This window comes from Paraburkholderia sp. EG286A (assembly GCF_040965375.1).
Taxonomy (GTDB): Bacteria; Pseudomonadota; Gammaproteobacteria; order Burkholderiales; family Burkholderiaceae; genus Paraburkholderia.
This window is the reverse complement of the sequence record NZ_JBFRCB010000010.1, coordinates 51,377-69,059: the sequence shown is the minus strand read 5'-3', so window position 1 is coordinate 69,059 and position 17,683 is coordinate 51,377. Positions and strand designations below refer to the sequence as shown.

Annotated in this window: 13 protein-coding genes; 3 read left to right on the top strand and 10 right to left on the bottom strand. The window is 63.4% G+C overall.

Annotated features, from left to right (window positions below; translation table 11 throughout):
- Positions 1-16: 16 nt before the first annotated feature.
- A complete protein-coding gene (locus AB4Y35_RS35240; RefSeq protein WP_368708032.1) occupies positions 17-961 on the bottom strand; it encodes a LysR family transcriptional regulator in 945 nt (314 codons plus the stop codon).
- 108 nt (positions 962-1,069) lie between these two features.
- Between AB4Y35_RS35240 and AB4Y35_RS35235 the strand changes: the two genes are divergently transcribed.
- The 3 genes from AB4Y35_RS35235 to AB4Y35_RS35225 are packed head-to-tail and all read left to right on the top strand — an operon-like array spanning position 1,070 to position 5,348.
- Positions 1,070-2,437 (top strand): D-serine ammonia-lyase, encoded by a 1,368-nt coding sequence (locus AB4Y35_RS35235; RefSeq protein ID WP_368708031.1) that lies wholly within the window; start codon positions 1,070-1,072, stop codon positions 2,435-2,437.
- A 42-nt stretch (positions 2,438-2,479) separates the two neighbouring features.
- Positions 2,480-3,799: an MFS transporter gene (locus tag AB4Y35_RS35230; RefSeq protein WP_368708030.1), complete on the top strand. Its 1,320-nt coding sequence runs from the start codon at positions 2,480-2,482 to the stop codon at positions 3,797-3,799.
- A 34-nt stretch (positions 3,800-3,833) separates the two neighbouring features.
- Positions 3,834-5,348: a M81 family metallopeptidase gene (locus AB4Y35_RS35225; RefSeq protein WP_368708029.1), complete on the top strand. Its 1,515-nt coding sequence runs from the start codon at positions 3,834-3,836 to the stop codon at positions 5,346-5,348.
- A gap of 87 nt (positions 5,349-5,435) precedes the next feature.
- Here the strand turns inward: AB4Y35_RS35225 and AB4Y35_RS35220 are convergent, their stop codons facing one another.
- From AB4Y35_RS35220 to AB4Y35_RS35180, 9 genes are all read right to left on the bottom strand, one after another.
- Positions 5,436-6,680 carry an amidohydrolase family protein gene (locus AB4Y35_RS35220; protein ID WP_368708028.1) on the bottom strand — a complete coding sequence of 415 codons (1,245 nt, stop codon included), beginning with the start codon at positions 6,678-6,680 and terminating at the stop codon, positions 5,436-5,438.
- On the bottom strand, positions 6,677-8,095 hold the full coding sequence (locus AB4Y35_RS35215; protein ID WP_368708027.1) for an MFS transporter: 1,419 nt from the start codon (positions 8,093-8,095) through the stop codon (positions 6,677-6,679). Before AB4Y35_RS35215 ends, AB4Y35_RS35220 begins: the two co-directional genes overlap by 4 nt.
- A 163-nt stretch (positions 8,096-8,258) precedes the next feature.
- Positions 8,259-9,224 (bottom strand): alpha/beta hydrolase, encoded by a 966-nt coding sequence (locus tag AB4Y35_RS35210; protein ID WP_368708026.1) that lies wholly within the window; start codon positions 9,222-9,224, stop codon positions 8,259-8,261.
- Positions 9,225-9,235: 11 nt separating this feature from the next.
- Complete coding sequence (locus tag AB4Y35_RS35205; RefSeq protein WP_368708025.1) at positions 9,236-10,819, bottom strand: BCCT family transporter; 1,584 nt, start codon at positions 10,817-10,819, stop codon at positions 9,236-9,238.
- Positions 10,820-11,097: 278 nt separating this feature from the next.
- Positions 11,098-12,366, bottom strand: coding sequence for an NAD(P)/FAD-dependent oxidoreductase (locus AB4Y35_RS35200; RefSeq protein ID WP_368708024.1), 1,269 nt, complete (start codon positions 12,364-12,366; stop codon positions 11,098-11,100).
- A 63-nt stretch (positions 12,367-12,429) separates the two neighbouring features.
- Positions 12,430-14,019 carry an amino acid permease gene (locus AB4Y35_RS35195; RefSeq protein WP_368708023.1) on the bottom strand — a complete coding sequence of 530 codons (1,590 nt, stop codon included), beginning with the start codon at positions 14,017-14,019 and terminating at the stop codon, positions 12,430-12,432.
- Positions 14,020-14,275: 256 nt separating this feature from the next.
- Complete coding sequence (locus tag AB4Y35_RS35190; protein ID WP_368708022.1) at positions 14,276-15,511, bottom strand: SRPBCC family protein; 1,236 nt, start codon at positions 15,509-15,511, stop codon at positions 14,276-14,278.
- Positions 15,512-15,526: 15 nt separating this feature from the next.
- A complete protein-coding gene (locus AB4Y35_RS35185) occupies positions 15,527-16,522 on the bottom strand; it encodes a LysR substrate-binding domain-containing protein (RefSeq protein WP_368708021.1) in 996 nt (331 codons plus the stop codon).
- Complete coding sequence (locus tag AB4Y35_RS35180; RefSeq protein ID WP_368708204.1) at positions 16,522-17,655, bottom strand: porin; 1,134 nt, start codon at positions 17,653-17,655, stop codon at positions 16,522-16,524. The genes AB4Y35_RS35185 and AB4Y35_RS35180 overlap by 1 nt, the downstream gene beginning before the upstream one ends.
- Between the last annotated feature and the right edge of the window lie 28 nt (positions 17,656-17,683).

Here is a 17,683-nt window from a genome sequence, read left to right as displayed (position 1 = left end):
CTGTCTGCCAAAGCGGCTAGCGTACCTTGACAAGCGATTGCGCGGAGCGCAGATCATCGAAACGTTCGCACTCCTGCTTGAGCCACGAGGCAAAGATCGCAGCGCGACGGTCATCCGGACTGCGGGAGAGCAGCATGTAGCGAGCGGGCGCGCTCACCGCGCGGTTAAACACGTTGACCAGCCGTCCGGCGCGAATCGCGTCGTAGACGAGCGCAGTGCGCCCCATCGCGACTCCCTGATGGCTGAGCGCAGCCCCAATGGCGAGACTTGACAGATTGAACTGCGGGCCGTCGAGCTGCTCAAGCCACTCCGGATGAAGCTCGTCCATCCAGGTACGCCACTCCACGAACTCCGCTGCGCCGACCCACGGCGACGCGTCGTGCAGCAACACCACGCCATCCAGTGACTCCCCGCGAGCAAAGGCCGGATGGAGAGCCAGATACTCGGGTGTCGCCACGGCCACGAGGTATTCGTCGAGCAATACGTTGGCCTGCAGTTCCGTATAGCTCGCCGGGTCATAGCGAATTGCGACGTCGATTCCCTCTGCGTTCATCGACTGGCGATCCAACGTCTGAAATTCTGCTTTGAGCCGCACGGAGACCTCCGGCTGCTGACGATGAAACTCCGTCAGACGCGGCATCAACCATTCCAACGCGAACGATGGTAGACAGTTCACCTGCAGCGGCGCATTCGACAAGCCGAGCCGGTTCAAGGTGGCCTGAATCTCTCCGAGTGCGCGCGTCGTAGTCTCGAACAGAGGCTCGCCCTTGGCGGTTAGCTTCAGGCCGCGCGCCTCGCGCACAAAAAGCGTGTAACCCAGCCGGTCTTCGAGTTGACGTATCTGCTGACTGACTGCGCTCTGCGTCAAATTGAGCGATTTCGCCGCGCGCGTGAAGCTCAGTAAGCGCCCTGCGGCTTCGAAGCACCGCAAGGCGCCCAGAAGTGAGGCATCGAGTTGCATGGGTATTAGTCCAGCTAATGCGTGCATTAGTAACGAGCGCTATTTTTACACGACACCAAGGACTAGTATCACTGCTCGTTAAGCAAATTGATCGACGCGACGCTCTTCATGACCCATCCCCACCTGTCACCTCCACTATTAGCCAAACTTCAATCGCACGAACCCGTGCTATGGGTAAATCCGGCGTTGGGCCAACCTCTGCCGACCTCTGCCCCTTCTACCGAACTGATCGAGCAAGCCCGCTTGCGCCTCGAGCGCTGCGCGCCGCTGCTAGCGACGCTGTTCCCCGAACTGGCCGAGACCCAAGGCGTGATCGACTCACCGCTCACGCCGGCGACCGCGCTGCGTGACGCTCTGTTCGGCAAGCTGGACGCGCACGAGCAGATGGACGTGGGCGCGTGGTTCATCAAACGCGACGATGCGCTGCCGGTAGCCGGGTCGATCAAGGCGCGCGGCGGATTTCACGAGGTTCTGGCCTTCGCCGAGGCCATCGCTATCGAGCATGGCCTGATCGACGCCGACGCGGACCGCCGTGCACTCGCCACACCGGCCGCACGCGCCCTCTTCTCGCAGTATTCGGTGACGGTCGGCAGCACGGGCAATCTCGGCCTGTCCATCGGCGTGATGGCAGCCGCACTCGGTTTCGACGCTGTCGTACACATGTCAGCCGACGCAAAGGAATGGAAAAAGGCCCGGCTGCGCCATCGCAATGTGCGTGTGGTCGAGCACGCGGGCGACTATGCGCAGGCGGTGGCCGCCGGGCGCGAGCAGGCGCTTGCCGCACTGCGCAGTCATTTCGTCGACGACGAGCGATCGGAATTGCTCTTCTTTGGCTACGCTGCCTGCGCTCAGCAATTGGCCCGGCAGCTCGCCGACGCGGGCCGCCCGGTCGACGCCGCCCATCCGCTGTTCGTCTATTTGCCATGTGGCGTCGGCGGCGCCCCGGGCGGCATCACGTACGGACTCAAGGCTATTTTCGGTGAGCACGTGCATTGCTTCTTCGCCGAGCCGGTGGCCTCGCCCTGCGTACTCGTGCAATTGGCTTCGGGCGGCGACGCTCCCGTCTCTGTCTACGATATCGGCCTCGATAACCGCACCGACGCTGACGGCCTGGCCGTCGGGCAGGCATCGCACCTCGTCAGCCCACTGATGACCTCGCAACTCTCGGGGGTCTTTACTGTGCCGGACGAGCAGCTCTACGTCCATTTACTGTCACTCAAAACCGCACTGGGCATCGAGATCGAGCCCTCGGCCGCGGCCGGCATCGGTGGCCCGTCCTGGCTCACACAGTCGCCCGAAGGCCGGGCCTATGCGCGTGCACACAATGTGGACATGCGCGAAGCGACTCACGTCATATGGTCCACGGGTGGCTCGCTGGTGCCGCCCGAGGAGCTACAGCGTTTTCAAGCGCATGCGCGAGCGCTTGTGAGCCGGAACGCCAATGCATCGACTGCAGATACGGTGAAGATCGCCTGAGGCTATCGTCATCGCCCCATCCTCGCCCCTGGAGACACATTCATGAAACCGCAAGCCGTTTTCCCACCGGAGGTTCAGGCAAGTGCCGGGAGCGCGACGCTCGAAGACGCCACCTATCGCAAGGTGGCACTTCGCTTCATCCCGCTCCTGATGCTGTGCTACGTCGTCGCGTATCTTGACCGGGTCAACATCGGCATCGCCAAGCTCACGATGCTGGCCGATCTGCAATTCAGCGAAGGGGCGTACGGTTTGGGCGCCGGCTTGTTCTTCATCGGCTACATGCTGTTCGAAGTCCCGAGCAACCTGATCATGCACAAGGTCGGCGCACGCCGCTGGATCGCCCGGATCATGGTTTCCTGGGGGCTGCTTTCGGGCCTTATGGCGTTCGTCAGCGCGCCGTGGCAATTCTACGTAGTGCGGTTTTTGCTCGGCGTGGCCGAAGCGGGTTTCTACCCCGGGGTGATTCTGTACCTCACCTACTGGTTTCCGAATCGGCGCCGCGCGAAGGTGACCGCCGTGTTTCAGGCGGGCATTCCCATTGCCGGCCTGCTGGGCAGCCCGCTGTCGGGCTGGATTCTCGAGCGGTTTCATCGGGTCGGCGGCCACGCCGGCTGGCAATGGGTGTTCCTGCTCGAAGCCCTGCCAACGTTGCCGCTGGCCATCGGTGTGCTGTGGGTTCTGACCGACCGTGTGAGCCATGCAAAGTGGCTGACCGATGAAGAACGCGAGATGATCGTGCGCGACATTGCGAATGACGATCACGGCCGCGAGCACCTGCCGCTCTCGGGCATCCTGCGCGATTTGCGCATCGGCAAGATCATTCTGATGACGTTCCCAGCCATGATGGCGCTCTACACGCTCGGCTTCTACCTCCCGACGCTCATCAAGGACGCCGGCGCGCGGAGCGGACTGGAAATCGGTTTTCTAAGCGCCATTCCGTATCTCGTCGCCATCGTGGCGATGGTGCTTGTCGGGCGTAGTTCGGATCGTCGACGCGAGCGCCGCTGGCATCTGGCCGGCATCATGCTGCTGGGGGCGTTCGGCCTGGTGGCGAGCGTCTTCGCCGGCCAGCACCTGGTGTTCGCGATGATCGCGCTCTCGCTCGCTGCAGCCGGCATCATCAGCTTCTCGCCAATCATGTGGACGTTGCCGACGGCATTTCTCGGTGGAGCGACGGCTGCGGCCTGCATCGGTGCGATCAACAGTCTGGCGAATCTGGGCGGCTTCGTAAGCCCGTACCTGATCGGCTGGATCCGCGACACGTATCACAGCACGGCACCGGCAATCTTCATCATCGCGGGTTCGCTCGTCGTCAGCGCGCTACTGGCGCTGAGTTTCGATCCGAAGACGGTCAACCGCTGAGTCAAGCCACCAGACGCCATTGGAGTAAACGACTTTGACTATCGCACGCCACCCCACCCGGCTCGCCGTGGCCGGACTGATTCACGAAACCAATACGTATGCCACCGAGTTTGCGGGCATGACGCCGCTGAGCGCCTTCGAACAGTATTGGGGCGACGAGATTCCCGCCGCCTTCGCGCGCTCGAACCATCAGGTCGGCGGCTTTATCGAGGGCGCACTGCGCACCGGCGTGACGCTCGTGCATACCTACGTCGGACAGGCTACGCCGTCGGGCACCATCGAAGCAGACGCGTATGCGGCAATGAAGCGCAATATTCTCGACGGCATCCACGCGGCACTGCCGCTCGACGGCGTCCTGCTTGCCTTGCATGGCGCCGGCGTTGCCGGCAGCACCGACGACGTCGAGGGCGACCTGGCGCTCGCGGTGCGGGCGCTTGTCGGCAAGGACGTGCCCATCGCCGTCGTCTACGATCTGCACGGCAACATGACCGAGGCGATGCGTTCGGCTTGTGAACTGACGCTACCCTGCAAGCTGTATCCACATACCGACTTCTTCGACCGCGGTATCGAGGCCGTCGAGTGGCTGGTGGAGGTCGTCAATGGCCGCCTGCGACCGGTGACGGTCATGCGTCGCCTGCCGATGCTGCCGTACATCGTCACCACACAGGAGGGATTCATTCCGGCCGCAGTGAACGAAGTGTGTGCGCGACTGGCGGCACAACCTGGCGTGGTCGACTGCTCCTGGTTTCATGGTTTTCCGTACGCCGACATCGCCGCGCCTTGTCCGGCAGTCATATGCACAACGACGGGCGATACAGCGCTTGCGCAGCGCTGCGTCGATGAAGTGGCACAGTTCATCTGGACGCATCGCGACGCGTTTCGACCGCAGTTTCCCACGCCCGTCGACGGCATTGCATTGGCCCTCGCCGAACCCGAAGGACCCGTTGTCGTCAATGAGTACGCCGACAATCCGGGTGGCGGCACGCCCGGTGACGGCACGCATTTGCTGCGGGCGCTGCTCGACGCGCGACCTGCGCCTGGCACGACCTGCTTTGCGTCGATCAACGATACAGAGGTCGTCGCGCAGGCGCAGCGCGCGGGTGTCGGCAGCACGATTCGCGTCTCATTGGGCGGGAAGCTCGGGCGCTATCAGGGCGCACCGGTCGAGGCCGAGGCGTACGTCAAGTCGATCACGGACGGCAAATTCGTCAACCGTCCTGGAGCCATGTTCGCTGGAGTACATTTCGACCTTGGTGCGATGTGCCGACTCGTGATTCAAGGTGTGGACGTGATCGTCGCGTCGCGCGCCGAGCAGATCTATGATGTCGAGCCGTTTGCATTGCACGGCATCGATGTCACCGGCCATCGGATCATCGCGATCAAGGGCGCGAACCACTTCCGGGCGTACTACCGCCATCTCGCCAGACAGATCATTTCCGTCGACAGCGCAGGGTTGAGCACGGCGGCCATCGACTCGTTCGCGCGTCGACGCTTGGTCGGCGATTTCTGGCCGCTGTCTGACACGGCAAATCTGGAGGACTGCCCTTGAATGTGGGTTGCCCCAGGACAACCGGGGGATCGTCATAACCGGATGATCACGTGGTCCCCCCTCCGAAACGCACGCGCTAATCCCGCTTCAACGCAATTCGTTGAACTCGACGCGTCCGCCCTTCATCACCAGCGGAATGTGATCGCCCTGGCCGCCGAGGCAGCGCAGGTCGCGCAGCGGATCGCCATCGACCACCAGCACGTCGGCATAGGCGCCCGGCGCCAGGCGTCCGAGCTTGCCGGTCATGCCGAGGATTTCGGCGCCGATGGTGGTGGCGCTGCTGATGATCTCCCCATGCGTCAGGACTTGCGCGCGAATCGTGAACTCGTCGCTCTGCATGCGATGCGATGGGCCGAGCAGATCGGTGCCGAAGCCCATCTTGACGCCGGCGCGTTTGAATATCTCCAGTGACTGCAAGCCGGCCTCGCGCACGATGTCGATCTTGGCCGCGCTCTCGGGGGGCAAGCCGTAGCGCTCCCCTTCGAGATGCAAGGCTTCATAGGCCACCAGCGTAGGCACCGCGTACGCGCCGTGCTCGGCCATCAGCGCGGCGGTCGGTGCGTCGATCAGATTGCCGTGCTCGATGGTGCGCACCCCGCAGCGCACCGCGCGCTGCATCGATTCGGGCGTATAGGCGTGCGCCATCACGTAGGTGCCGCGCGCCTGGGCTTCGGCGACGACCGCGCGGATCTCGTCCTCCGAGTAACCGAGCGCGCCGACCGGATCGGTCGGCGACGCGACGCCGCCCGAGGCCATGATCTTGATCTGGTCTGCGCCCATCTGCAGCTCTTCCCGCACGGCCCGGCGTAACGCGTCGACGCCGTCGACGACGCGGCTCAAGGCCCCGACGCGCACGCAGCAATTGCACGGCGCGTCGCCGACGATGAAGTCCGAGCGCGCGCGCACGTCGCCGTGCCCGCCGGTCTGGCTGAGCGCACGCCCGGCAACGAACAGGCGCGGCCCCTGCGCGAGGCCCATTTCGATCGATTGCTTCAGCGCGAGGCCCGCACCGCCCGCATCGCGTACGGTCGTGAAGCCGCGCCGCAAGATGCCGCGCATGATCGGCACCGCCTTGAGCGTGACGAAGACGTTGGGCATTCTTGCCTGGGCCGGCAAGTCGAACTGCGTCGCGACCATATGCGCATGCAGGTCGATCAGGCCCGGCATGAGGGTCTTGCCTGCGAGATCGATGACTTGCGCGTCGTGCACGTCAATCGGCCCTGGCGACACGGCCTTGATCGTGTCGCCCTCCACCAGCAGGTTGTGGCCCGGCTGCAATGCGCCTTGCAGCGGATCGAGCAAAGCACCGTTCTTGAACAGGATGCGGTTCATACGTTCCCCCTTTGGTTGCCTCGCGCGAGCGCGTCATGCGCCGACTCCGAGCGTTTCATGCGCATGGCGGCAATTTCTTCGAGCGAGCGGCCGCGCGTGGGTACGCCCATGATCAGAACGGCGAGCGCGCCGACGATCAGCACCAGCGTCGTGGCGCCGAAAACCCCGCCGAAACCGAGGCGCGGGTAGAGATAGCCAACGAGGATAGGCGCGGCGATCGCGCCCAGGCGCCCGATCGCCGAAGCGACGCCCATGCCGGTCGCACGAACTTCGGTGGGGAACACTTCGGGCGTGAAAGCGTAGACGCCGGCATACGTCCCGTTCATGAAGAACGACAGGAGGAAGCCCGCCGTCAGGATTTCGGCATTGCCGTGCGTGAGCGCGAGTCCCAGCGCGGAGAGGCCGCCCAGGGCCATGTAGCTCGCGATGGTGGCCTGGCGGCCGATCTTTTCATTGAGCCACGCACCCGAAAAATAACCGGGGATCTGCGCGAGGTACATGACGAGCGAATACGAAAAGCTGCGCGTGATGGTCATGCCGCTTTGCACCAGCAAGCCGGGAATCCACGTAAAGAACGCGTAGTAGCTGAACGTGATCGACAGCCACATGAGCCAGGCCATCGCGGTAATGCTCGCCAGTTCGCGCGACCAGAGTGCCTTGAGATTGCCGAGCGGCGTGCCGCGTCCCGCGGTCGCCGGTGCGGCCGGCTCGTGCGGCTGCAGCGGCTCGAGCTGCAAGCCGTTGGCGCGCACCTCCGCTTCCATTTTGTCGACGATCGCCACGGCTTCGGCGGTTCTGCCGCGCGTATCGAGCCAGCGCGGAGACTCCGGCAATGCACGCCGCCACCACAGCAGCATGACGACCGGCAGCGCGGTGATCACCGAGACGACGCGCCAGGCATCGGCGGCCAGCGGGATGAACAGATAACCGAGCACCGCGGCGGCGACGAAGCCGAACGAAAAGAACGCCGCCAGACTGCCGGTGAACGTGCCGCGATACTTGCGCGCCACGAACTCGGAGAGAAACGGCGCCACGATGGCGCTTTCGGCACCGGTGCCCACACCGGCGACGATGCGCATCGCCATGAAGAACGGCCAGTCCTGCGCCCCGGCGCTAATGAGCGACGCGATGCAGTAGATGATCAGCGCCCACACCATGACCGTGCGCCGCCCGATCACGTCGCCGAGGATGCCGGCCAGCGCGGCGCCGAAGAAATACCCGATGAAGGTGCCGCTGCCGAGCACGCCGGTCTGTACGCTGCTCAGATGCCACTGCGTGCGCAGCACCGGCAGCATGAAGGCCAGCACGGCGGCATCCATCGCATCGAACACATAGCCCAGTCCTCCCAGCCACAACAATCGCCGATGAAAACTCGAATACGGCATGCGTTCTATGCGTGCTGGAATCGTCGACATGGCTTGCCTCCAGAAGGGGGAGTGGCGTGGCGCCGGGCAATGTCAGGCGAGTATAGGGAGCCGAAATAGACGCGTCTTGACAACAAACCGCACCGAACATGCGGATTCCAGCATAGCGGCACGCCCCGCACGCCTGGCGCGCGGTCGGGCCGACCGAGCGCAACTACGGCTCCTGCGGGCCCAGGAAATGCGCTATCGCCTCGACAAAAGCCTTGTACAGGCGTGCCGTCTCGGAACAACGCTCCAGTGCACGCATGCAGCCATGCAGCAATCCGCGCCCGAGATGAAACTGCGCCGCAACGCCTGCAGCATGCAACCGCTCGACGTACAGATTGCCATCGTCACGCAAGGGATCGAATTCGGCCACGGCCACGAAAGCCGGTGGCACACCTGCAAACGACACGGCCGCCACCGGAGCAAGCCGCGGGTCTCCATGACTTTGCGGATCGGGCGCGTAAACCCTCAGGTAGTACGCCACATCGGCGGCACTCAACAATGGCGCATCGGCGTTGTCGCGGTAGGACGGCAGGCTGTGATCGGTGCCGAGCCCCGGATAGATCAGCGCCTGGCCGAGTGGAACGGGTCCGCCCGTGCACGCGATTTCGAGGCACAGCGCCGCCGCGAGATTGCCGCCGGCGCTATCTCCGGCCACCACGAGTCTGGACGGATCGATCCCGTAGGCGTTGCCATGCGCCTGAAGGTGCCGCCATGCCGCCAGACAGTCGTCGAACGCGGCCGGGAACACATGCTCGGGCGCCAGACGATAATCGACCGCCACCACGACGGCGCGGAGATCTCGCGCCATCGGCGCCGTGATGAACTCGTGCGAGTCGAGCCCGCCCACCACCCAGCCGCCGCCATGCAGGTACAACACGCATGGCCAGCCCTGGGCCGGTGCCTCGCCCGCAGGACGATAAAGGCGGATCGGAATCTGCCGGTCGGCTTCGGCGATGCAACGCTCTTCGATTGCGAGCCTCGCGTCGCGCGCGGGGGTGAAGTGGCGACACAGCGCGTCGTATGCGGCTCTTCCCGCCTGCACGCTGTCGTCCGCGGCACAGAAGGTGGCGCTGGTCTCCACGAATTCGCGCATGGCCTGGCTGAGCGGGTAATGCCTGCTGTGGCTCTGCATGTCGTCCCCGTTCAGCCGACCGGCTGCTTGTTGACCGCCACCGTGGCCACCGAGGCATTACGCTCTTCGATGACGTGTCCCGGAACATGACCATAGTCTTCGCGCAGCCACTTGAGCAGACCATAGACCTTGACCAGCAGCACCAGGAGGAACGGAATCGCCGTGACGATCACGGCCGTCTTCATGGTGTTGAGCGGCGCTCTCGAGAAGATCATCGCCAGCGGCACGAGCGTGAGCATGATGCACCAGAACAGCCGGTCCGCGGGAGCCGGGTCTTCGCCTTCGGCCAGATCGCGGGTGCACGTCGCCGATACGGCATAGCCCACCGCGTCCATGTGCGCCGCGAGGAATACGGCCATCACGATCAGGAAGAACGCCATCACGAGACGCCCGGCTGGCAGATGGCCGAGCAGCATGCCGATCGCCACTTCGCCGCCCTGCTGGTTCAACACGCCCGGCACGTCGACGACGCCCGTGATGAAATTGTGCAGGCTATAGTTTTCCAGCACGCCGAACACGAACCACGCGCCGACACAGCCGCCCAGCATCATGGCCACGATGACTTCGCGAATGGTGCGTCCGCGCGAGACGCGCGTCACAAAGAGCGCGACGCCCGGCGCGTACGAAATCCACCACAACCAGTAGAACACCGTCCACTCACGGGTGAATTTGCCATCGCCCATCGGGTCGGTGAACAGGCTCATGTCGACGAAATTGGTCAACATCAGCCCCATGCTGGCCAGCGAATTGCTCGTGATGAATTGCGTGGGTCCGACCAGATAGATGTAGACGGTCAACGCCAGCACGCCCCAGCACACCATATGGCTAAGGCGCTTCATGCCGCCGTCCATGCCGACCCATGAACTCAGTGTAAACAGCACCGATACCGCGACGATGATGATCACCTGGGTTGCGAACGAGTCGGGAATGCCGGTCAGATTCGCCAGCAGCCGCGAGAACGTCGTGGCGGTGAGCACCAGTGAAATGGTCAGTGCGCCGAACATGCACAGCATGAACAGCAAGTCGATCAGTCTGCCGATCGGACCATTGGCCCGGCAGCCGGTGATCGCCTCGATCATGGCCGCGAGACTCAGTCCCTTGTTCTTGCGGACGTGGAAGTGATAGCACATCGCCACCGCGCCAATCGCGTAGATGGCCCAGGCACTCAACCCCGAATGGAAAAACGAATAGGCCACGCTGAATTTGAGCGCCTGCTGCGACTCCGGCGGCAGATCCAGACCCGGGGTGTGATAGTAGTAAGCCCAGTCCAGGAAGCCCCAATACAGCGCCGACGAACCCAGGCCCGAGAGAATGAACATGAAGATCCAGGAGAGCGTCGAATAGTCAGGCTCGCCTTCGCCCAACCGTATCCTGCCGTACTTGCTGACGGCGAGGCCCACGACGAATATCAACGCCCCGAATGCAAAAAGGAGGACCGGCGAAGCGAAAATCGTCGTACACCAGTAGAGGACTTGCTCCGCCCCGGCAATAGATTGTTTGGGAAAGGCAGCCAGCCCTGCGACCGATAAAAAAATGATCGACAGGCTGATCAGGGAAAGCGGCATATCGCGCCGGCTGGATCGGTTATTGCCCAAGGCGTCTCCTTGATTCGAGGCTATTGCACGTCTCGTGGTCGTGCGGTTATCCGCTTGATTTCAGCGATTAGTATCCCGCAAGATTTTCTGAAAATGGACGTGAAATGCGTGAATCCATGAGCCATGAGTCGTGAAGAATGCCTGATAAAACGGATACTCATTCTTCTTCACGAATCGGTGCATCGGCTCCTGTATTCACTGACGCCGTCAAATACGTGGCACGCACGGGCAACCCGGCCTCGCAGCAGGCATCGGGTTGCGCAGAGCGAATAGAGAGCTTAGTGGCGGTATGCAGCCAGCGCATCGCGCGCCTGGAAGGCACTGTATGTGAGTTGTGCGGCTGCGAGGCCCGCGAGGCCGAAGGTGCGCGTCAGGCTGAATGCGGAAAAGCCTTCGGGCACCGGCACGCCCAGCGCCAACGCGTCGGCGAGCGTCTCGCCCGCGACCGTGGTGGGGGCCATGCCGTGGCCGCCGAATGCGATGGCATGCCAGACGCCGTCGGCGTCTCGACCGATTTGCGGCATCTTGTGCCTTGCGTAGCTCATCAAGCCACCCCAGGCGTGCTCAATCTTCACGTCCGCCAGTTGCGGATACACGCGTGCGAGGTCGCGCTTGAGCAGCCGCGCGATGGCTTCCGGACCGCGGTCGAGCACCGAGATCCGGCCACCCCAAAGAATGCGCGTGTCCTTCAGCGGCCGGTAATAGTCGAACGCGAAGCGCGTGTCGTAGACCGCATAGGGCGCGTCGATCGCATCGGCGAGGCGCGCACCGAGCGGCTCGGTGGCGATCACATAGGTCGCGATCGGCAATACCGCGCGCTCGATACGCGGTGCGACGCCGCGCGCATAGCCGCCACCGGCGAACACGACATCCTTCGCGGTGACGGTGCCGTGCGGTGTGCGCACGACGAAGCCCGCGCCGTTCCGCTCGATCGCGCGCACCGGCGACTGGTCGTAGATTCGGGCGCCGCACTGCGCCGCGGCGTTCGCAACGCCGAGCACATACTTCAGCGGATGGAAATGAAAAGCGTTGGGCTCGAACAGGCCGCCGTGATAACGCGTGGTCTTCAACTGCGCGCGCAACGCGTCCTTCGTCACCGGCTCCCAGTCGACGCCAAAGTCGCGCTTCATCAGCGTGCGCGTGGCGTCGAGCCGCGACGGATCATCGAACCAGTTCGCGAGCATGACGCCACGATCGACGATCTCGCAATCGATGCCGTAGCGCGCGATGCGCGTGCGGATCAGATCCACGGCGTCGACCGTGAGCCCATACAGGGCGCGCGCCTGGCTGTGCCCGAGCGTGCGCAGCAGATCGGCATTGTCGAGGCTGTAGCCACCGAACACGAAGCCGCCGTTGCGGCCCGATGCGCCGAAGCCCACGCGCTCGGCATCGAGCACGACGACGTCGCGCACGCCGCGCTCGACCAGCCCGAGCGCGGTATTCAGGCCGGCGAGGCCGCCGCCGACAATGCAGACTTGCGTATCGGTCTTGCCGGTCAGTTGCGGGTAGGACGGGCGAGAAACGGTGGATTCGTAGTAGTTATTCATGCGATTGCAGAATTTCGATGTGCGAAAGGAAAACAGGAGAAGGTCGACGCCAGCAGCGCGGGATCACACGTCCGAAGCCGCCTTCACCTGATTCACCTGGCTGGCAATGCTCGCGGGATAGCCGGCGCTCGACGAAGTCTCGGTCGAAGCCGCCATCTGGCGTTCGATCCACGGCGCGATCTCCATGTCTTCGTAGCGAACCCGCCGGCATTTGCGCACGATCGAATAGCCCAACCAGACCACGAGAAAGAGCGGCAGGCCGATATAGGTCGCAGCCACGTCTACCCAGTCTATCTTATTGGCAAGGAAAGCCTGATAGTTCTGGCCGAGCGTGACAACGGTACACAGCACGGCGGCGAGAATCGGGCCGAACGGGAACCATTTCGCGCGATACGGCAATTGCTCGAGGCGATAGCCCTGCTTCAGGAATCCCTTGCGGAATCGATAATGGCTGACCGCAATGCCGAGCCACGTGATGAAGCCCGCCATTCCCGACAGATTCAGCAACCAAAGGTACATCGTCTTGTCGCCATAGAGCGACGAGAGAAAGCACAGTGCCCCGACCGCGGTCGTCGCGTACAGCGCGTTGCGCGGCACGCCGCCCGGCGAGAGCTTCGCAAACAGCCGCGGCGCGCGGCCTTCCATGGCGAGGTTGTACAGCATGCGGGTCGACGCGTACATGCCGGAATTGCCGGCGGACAGCACGGCGGAGAGGATGACCGCATTCATCACGCCGGCCGCGAAGGCAAGACCCGCACGCCGGAAGACGAGCGTAAACGGACTCACGCCGATATCGGTCACGTCGCTCTTCAGCAGGTTGGGATCCGTGTAGGGAACGAGCACGCCAATGACGAAAATCGCGAGCACGTAGAAAAGCAGGATGCGCCAGAAGATCTGTTTGACTGCGCGCGGAATCGTCGAGCCCGGATTTTCTGCTTCGCCCGCCGCAACGCCAATCATCTCCGTGCCCTGGAACGAAAAGCCCGCAATCATGGCAACGCCGAGCATCGCGCTCCAGCCGCCGGCAAACGGCGCGTCCTTGATCGTGAAGTTTTCCCAGCCATTGCTGGGGCCGCCATGCAGGATGCCGAAAATCATCAGGAGGCCGATCGCGATAAATGCAAGCACGGTCAGCACCTTGATCAACGCGAACCAGTACTCGGCCTCGCCGAAGCCGCGAACCGACAACGCGTTGAACGAGAAAACCACGGCGAGAAAGAGCGCGCTCCACCAGATGCCCGGCACGTGCGGGAACCAGTAGCCCATCACGAGTTGCGCCGCGACGAGTTCGACTGCGATCGTCACCGCCCAGCTATACCAGTAGTTCCAGCCAATGGCGAAACCGAAGCCCTCATCGACGAACTTTGCACCGTATGCGGCGAACGAGCCCGAAACCGGCATGAACGCCGCCATCTCGCCGAGGCTCGTCATCAGAAAATAGACCATTAGGCCGATCACCATGTACGAAAGGATCGCGCCGCCGGGGCCGGCCTGCGAAATCGATGCGCCCGTGGCCACGAACAGGCCCGTGCCGATGGAGCCGCCAATGGCGATCATGCGCAAGTGGCGCGCTTGCAGGCTGCGATGGAGTTTGGGCTTCCGGGGTCTCGAGCTGGATGGATTCTCAGAATGGTTGCCGGATTGTGAACGCATGACGTGCGCTGTCTCCATGTCGACTTTCAGAGGCGAAGCACGTCTGGCCTTCCCGCTTCCCTCTTGCGGGATTCACGCACGGGACCGACTGACGTACGTGCCGTCTTCATTTTTTTGGGGTGGCCGCACGCCTGAAACGAAGCGGCCGGGAATACGTCAGCGGTGTGCAGCACACACGCAACGCCGGACCGAGTATAGGGATGGGGAAACGCAGGCTACAAACGATATTTAAGAACTAATTGATGCACTTTTTTCATCAAGCCTGCGAAATCGCCCACCGTGCTCGCTTTACGTACTCCGCCAGCTTCCGCGCGTACCAGTTGGTGAAGTTGGTCAGCATGAACTCCGAAGGCGCATAAGGCCCCGGCGCATACGCCTTCGAACTCACGCCGCGCTGATTGTGCATCACCAGCGTGGCGTCCTGCTCGTTGGTTGCGCGCCATACCTGTGTGAGCGATGCTACGTCGTAGTCCACGCCTTCTACGGCATCCTCGTGCACGAGCCACGTCGTCTTGAGCGCCGTCTGCGTGGCCGACAGGGGCAGCACGCGAAAATGGATGATATGGTCCGAGAGGAAGTGGTTCCAGTTGTTCGGAACCCTGAACATCCGCACCGAACCGATATCGGGCTCGGTCAGACCGCCCAGCAACTTCTTGCACGCAGGGCGCCCATCGGCGGTGAACGACACCGCGCCGCGATGGAACGGCAAGCGGATGCAGCGGAATTCGGTTCCGCCGTCCGCGGGCAAATGCGGCAACGCGAGACGCTCCCAGAGCGCCGTCTTTTCCTGCATCAGAAGCTGGAAATCGCGGTTCGCGCGCGGATCGTCCGGCAGCGCGAATTCAATCAGCGTAGCGAGCAGTTCCGGGTGGCTTCCCACGCAGTGATAGCACTCGCGATTGTTCTCGATGACGAGTTTCCAGTTCGCCTCTTCCACGAGCGTCATCGAAAAGGCGACCTTGGTGCGATCCGGCCGGTGCGGCGCGATATACGGCGTGACCGCTGCCTTGAAGCGTGAGATGTCGGGTGGCGTGTCGGCGATGCAGACATAAACCATCCCGCAGATGACCTCGACATGAACCGGACGCAGGCCATGCGCCTCGCGATCGAAACCGGCGGGCATCTGGCGCGCGCTCAGCAAGCTGCCGTCGAGCTCATAGACCCACTGATGGTACGGACAGACCAGCCGCTTCGCGTGCCCCGCCGGCTCGGTGCAGAGCAGCGATCCGCGATGGCGGCAGGTGTTGAAGAACGCGCCGACCTCCCCGCCCTTCCCGCGCAGCACGACCACCGAAGTCTTGCCGATATCGAGCGTGATGTAGTCGCCTTCGCGCGGAATTTCGGCCACGTTGCACGCGAACAGCCATTCGTTCGAGAAGACCGCCTCGATGTCGAGTTCGTGCATGGCAGGGTCCGTATAGAAGTCGCCTGCGAGGCTGTAGCCTTCGCGCCGCGCCTCGAGCAACGAACGAACATGGGCAAAATCGATCACGCCAAATACTCCTTTTTAGTCGGATTCCACGAAACGTTCGCCTGCACCCACATCGCGCCAGGCGTTATCGGCGATCTCCGGCACCGGCCGCGCTGCGCCGCCGAACCCGGCCTGCGCGAACGTTTCGACCAGAAAGTCCACGCACACTTTCACTTTCGCCGACTGCGCGAGCCGCTCCGGAAACACCGCCCAGACGTTGGCGGGCTGCGTAACCTCGGGCAATACGCGCTGCAGCCGGCCTTCGGCCAGTAGCGGCCCCACGTCCCAGATCGAGCGCAACACGACGCCGCGCCCGGCCAGCGCCGCCCATTGCACCGCGGCTTCGCCATGATTCGTCGAAAGCGGGCCCGTCACCTTCACGGCAGTCGTCTTGCCTTCTGCATCGAGCCGCCAGACGCCGAACGGATGATCGCGCTCCTTGATCGCGAGGCAAGCATGCGACTCCAGTTCCGCGATGGTCTGCGGCGTGCCATGTTGCGCAAGGTACGAGGGCGCGGCGCAGAGCACCCGGTAGTTCGCCGCGAGGCGCTTCGTGATCAGATGGCCCGCGATGTCGTCGCCGATGCGCACATCGAGATCGAAGCCCTCGCCCACCACATCGATCACGCGGTCGAACAAGTCGAGCTGCACGTTCAGTTGCTGATACCGGTCCGACAACGCCGCGAGCGCCGGCGCGACGAACTTGCGCCCGAAGCCGAAGCTGCTCGACACGCGCAACGTGCCGCGCGGAATGCGCCGCGTGCTGGAGACGTCCTCGACGAGCTGGTCCACGTCGTCGAGGATCTTCTCGGCCCAGGAAAAAACGCGCTCGCCCGCCGCTGTCATCGCCACGCGGCGCGTCGAGCGATGCAGCAAACGCGTGCCGAGCCTTGCTTCGAGTATCCCGACGCGCTTGCTCACGTATGCCGCCGAGGCGGAAAGCGCGTCGGCGGCCGCACCGAAGCTCGACTTGCGGGCGACCGTGCAGAAGACCCGCAGGTCGTCCAGCTCCGGCGTGGTAGCCGCTTTCATCAGAACGTGTGGCGCATGCCGATGCGCACATCGGCCTGCGTGGTCGTGGAAGACGGCGTGAAGCTATAGCCGATCACCGCATCCACGCCTTCCGACGCCTTCAGCCAGTCGCCCGAGATATAGACGTCCGTGCTCTTCGACAGCAGATAATGCATCGCCGCCGAGAGCTGGTTCCAGTGGTGGCCGTCGAAGTGCGTGTACTGGTAGCCGCCCACGAGACTCGCTGCGGGCGTGATCTGCCAGTTCGCCCCGCCCTCGGCGACCTGCATGTGCTCGCTTTCGCCGAACGCCTTGATCTGCGTGTACGTGAACGCGCCCATCAGCGTGACCTTGTCGACTACGTAGCTCGCGCCTACGCCAAAGGCGCCCTGCTTGTCCACGGGGAACGGCGTGCTGGCATAGAGTGAGCTGACGGCGCCCGTGGCGGGATCGACACTCACGGTCGGCCTGCCGAAGAACGTGCGCACGCCGATCATGTTGTAGGGATCGAACGCGTAGATGCCCGACGGGTTGTTCAACTGCGTATAGGCCGTACCCATCGAGAACGCGCCGTGTTGATACTGCGCGCCCACGCTCCACGCGCTGCCCGTGTGGAAGTCCCCCGGCGTATTGCTGAACGAGTACATGCCGCCGAACTGGAAGCCGCCGAACGTGCTCGACATGAACTTCACGGCGTTCGGCAGATGGTCGCCGTTCATGCGGTCGAAGTCGCCCTGGTTGATGGCGTAGCCACTCGCCCATGACGAGGCGTTGTACAGGTAGACGAACTCCTGCGTCATGTCGATCTGGTTGCCGAATGTGAGCGTGCCCCAGTCGTTTTGCAGACCTACATAAGCCTGGCGGCCAAAAAGCGATCCGCCGTTCGTGAGCTTGCCGTTGCCAATGTGAAAGCCGCTCTCCAGCTTGAAGACGGCCTTCAGGCCGCCGCCCAGATCCTCGGTGCCGCGCAGGCCCCAGCGATTTCCGTACGAAACGCCGTCGTCGAACTTCACCTGATACGAGCCGCCGGCGTTGCTCACATAGGTGACGCCCGCATCAAGGACGCCGTAGAGCGTGACGCTGCTTTGTGCACGGGCTGCCACCGGAAGCGCGGCGAGCGCGAGCGCAGCCGCGTGCAGTGCGGCAAGCCGCATTGTGTTCATCGATTTCATCTTGTAGTCG

What these genes read in the sequence shown, in the direction of transcription:
- AB4Y35_RS35240 (WP_368708032.1), bottom strand. Translation starts at nt 961, where the DNA reads ATGCAACTCGATGCCTCACTTCTGGGCGCCTTGCGGTGCTTCGAAGCC.
- AB4Y35_RS35235 (WP_368708031.1), top strand. Translation starts at nt 1,070, where the DNA reads ATGACCCATCCCCACCTGTCACCTCCACTATTAGCCAAACTTCAATCG.
- AB4Y35_RS35230 (WP_368708030.1), top strand. Translation starts at nt 2,480, where the DNA reads ATGAAACCGCAAGCCGTTTTCCCACCGGAGGTTCAGGCAAGTGCCGGG.
- AB4Y35_RS35220 (WP_368708028.1), bottom strand. Translation starts at nt 6,680, where the DNA reads ATGAACCGCATCCTGTTCAAGAACGGTGCTTTGCTCGATCCGCTGCAA.
- AB4Y35_RS35215 (WP_368708027.1), bottom strand. Translation starts at nt 8,095, where the DNA reads ATGTCGACGATTCCAGCACGCATAGAACGCATGCCGTATTCGAGTTTT.
- AB4Y35_RS35210 (WP_368708026.1), bottom strand. Translation starts at nt 9,224, where the DNA reads ATGCAGAGCCACAGCAGGCATTACCCGCTCAGCCAGGCCATGCGCGAA.
- AB4Y35_RS35200 (WP_368708024.1), bottom strand. Translation starts at nt 12,366, where the DNA reads ATGAATAACTACTACGAATCCACCGTTTCTCGCCCGTCCTACCCGCAA.
- AB4Y35_RS35195 (WP_368708023.1), bottom strand. Translation starts at nt 14,019, where the DNA reads ATGCGTTCACAATCCGGCAACCATTCTGAGAATCCATCCAGCTCGAGA.
- AB4Y35_RS35185 (WP_368708021.1), bottom strand. Translation starts at nt 16,522, where the DNA reads ATGAAAGCGGCTACCACGCCGGAGCTGGACGACCTGCGGGTCTTCTGC.
- AB4Y35_RS35180 (WP_368708204.1), bottom strand. Translation starts at nt 17,655, where the DNA reads ATGCGGCTTGCCGCACTGCACGCGGCTGCGCTCGCGCTCGCCGCGCTT.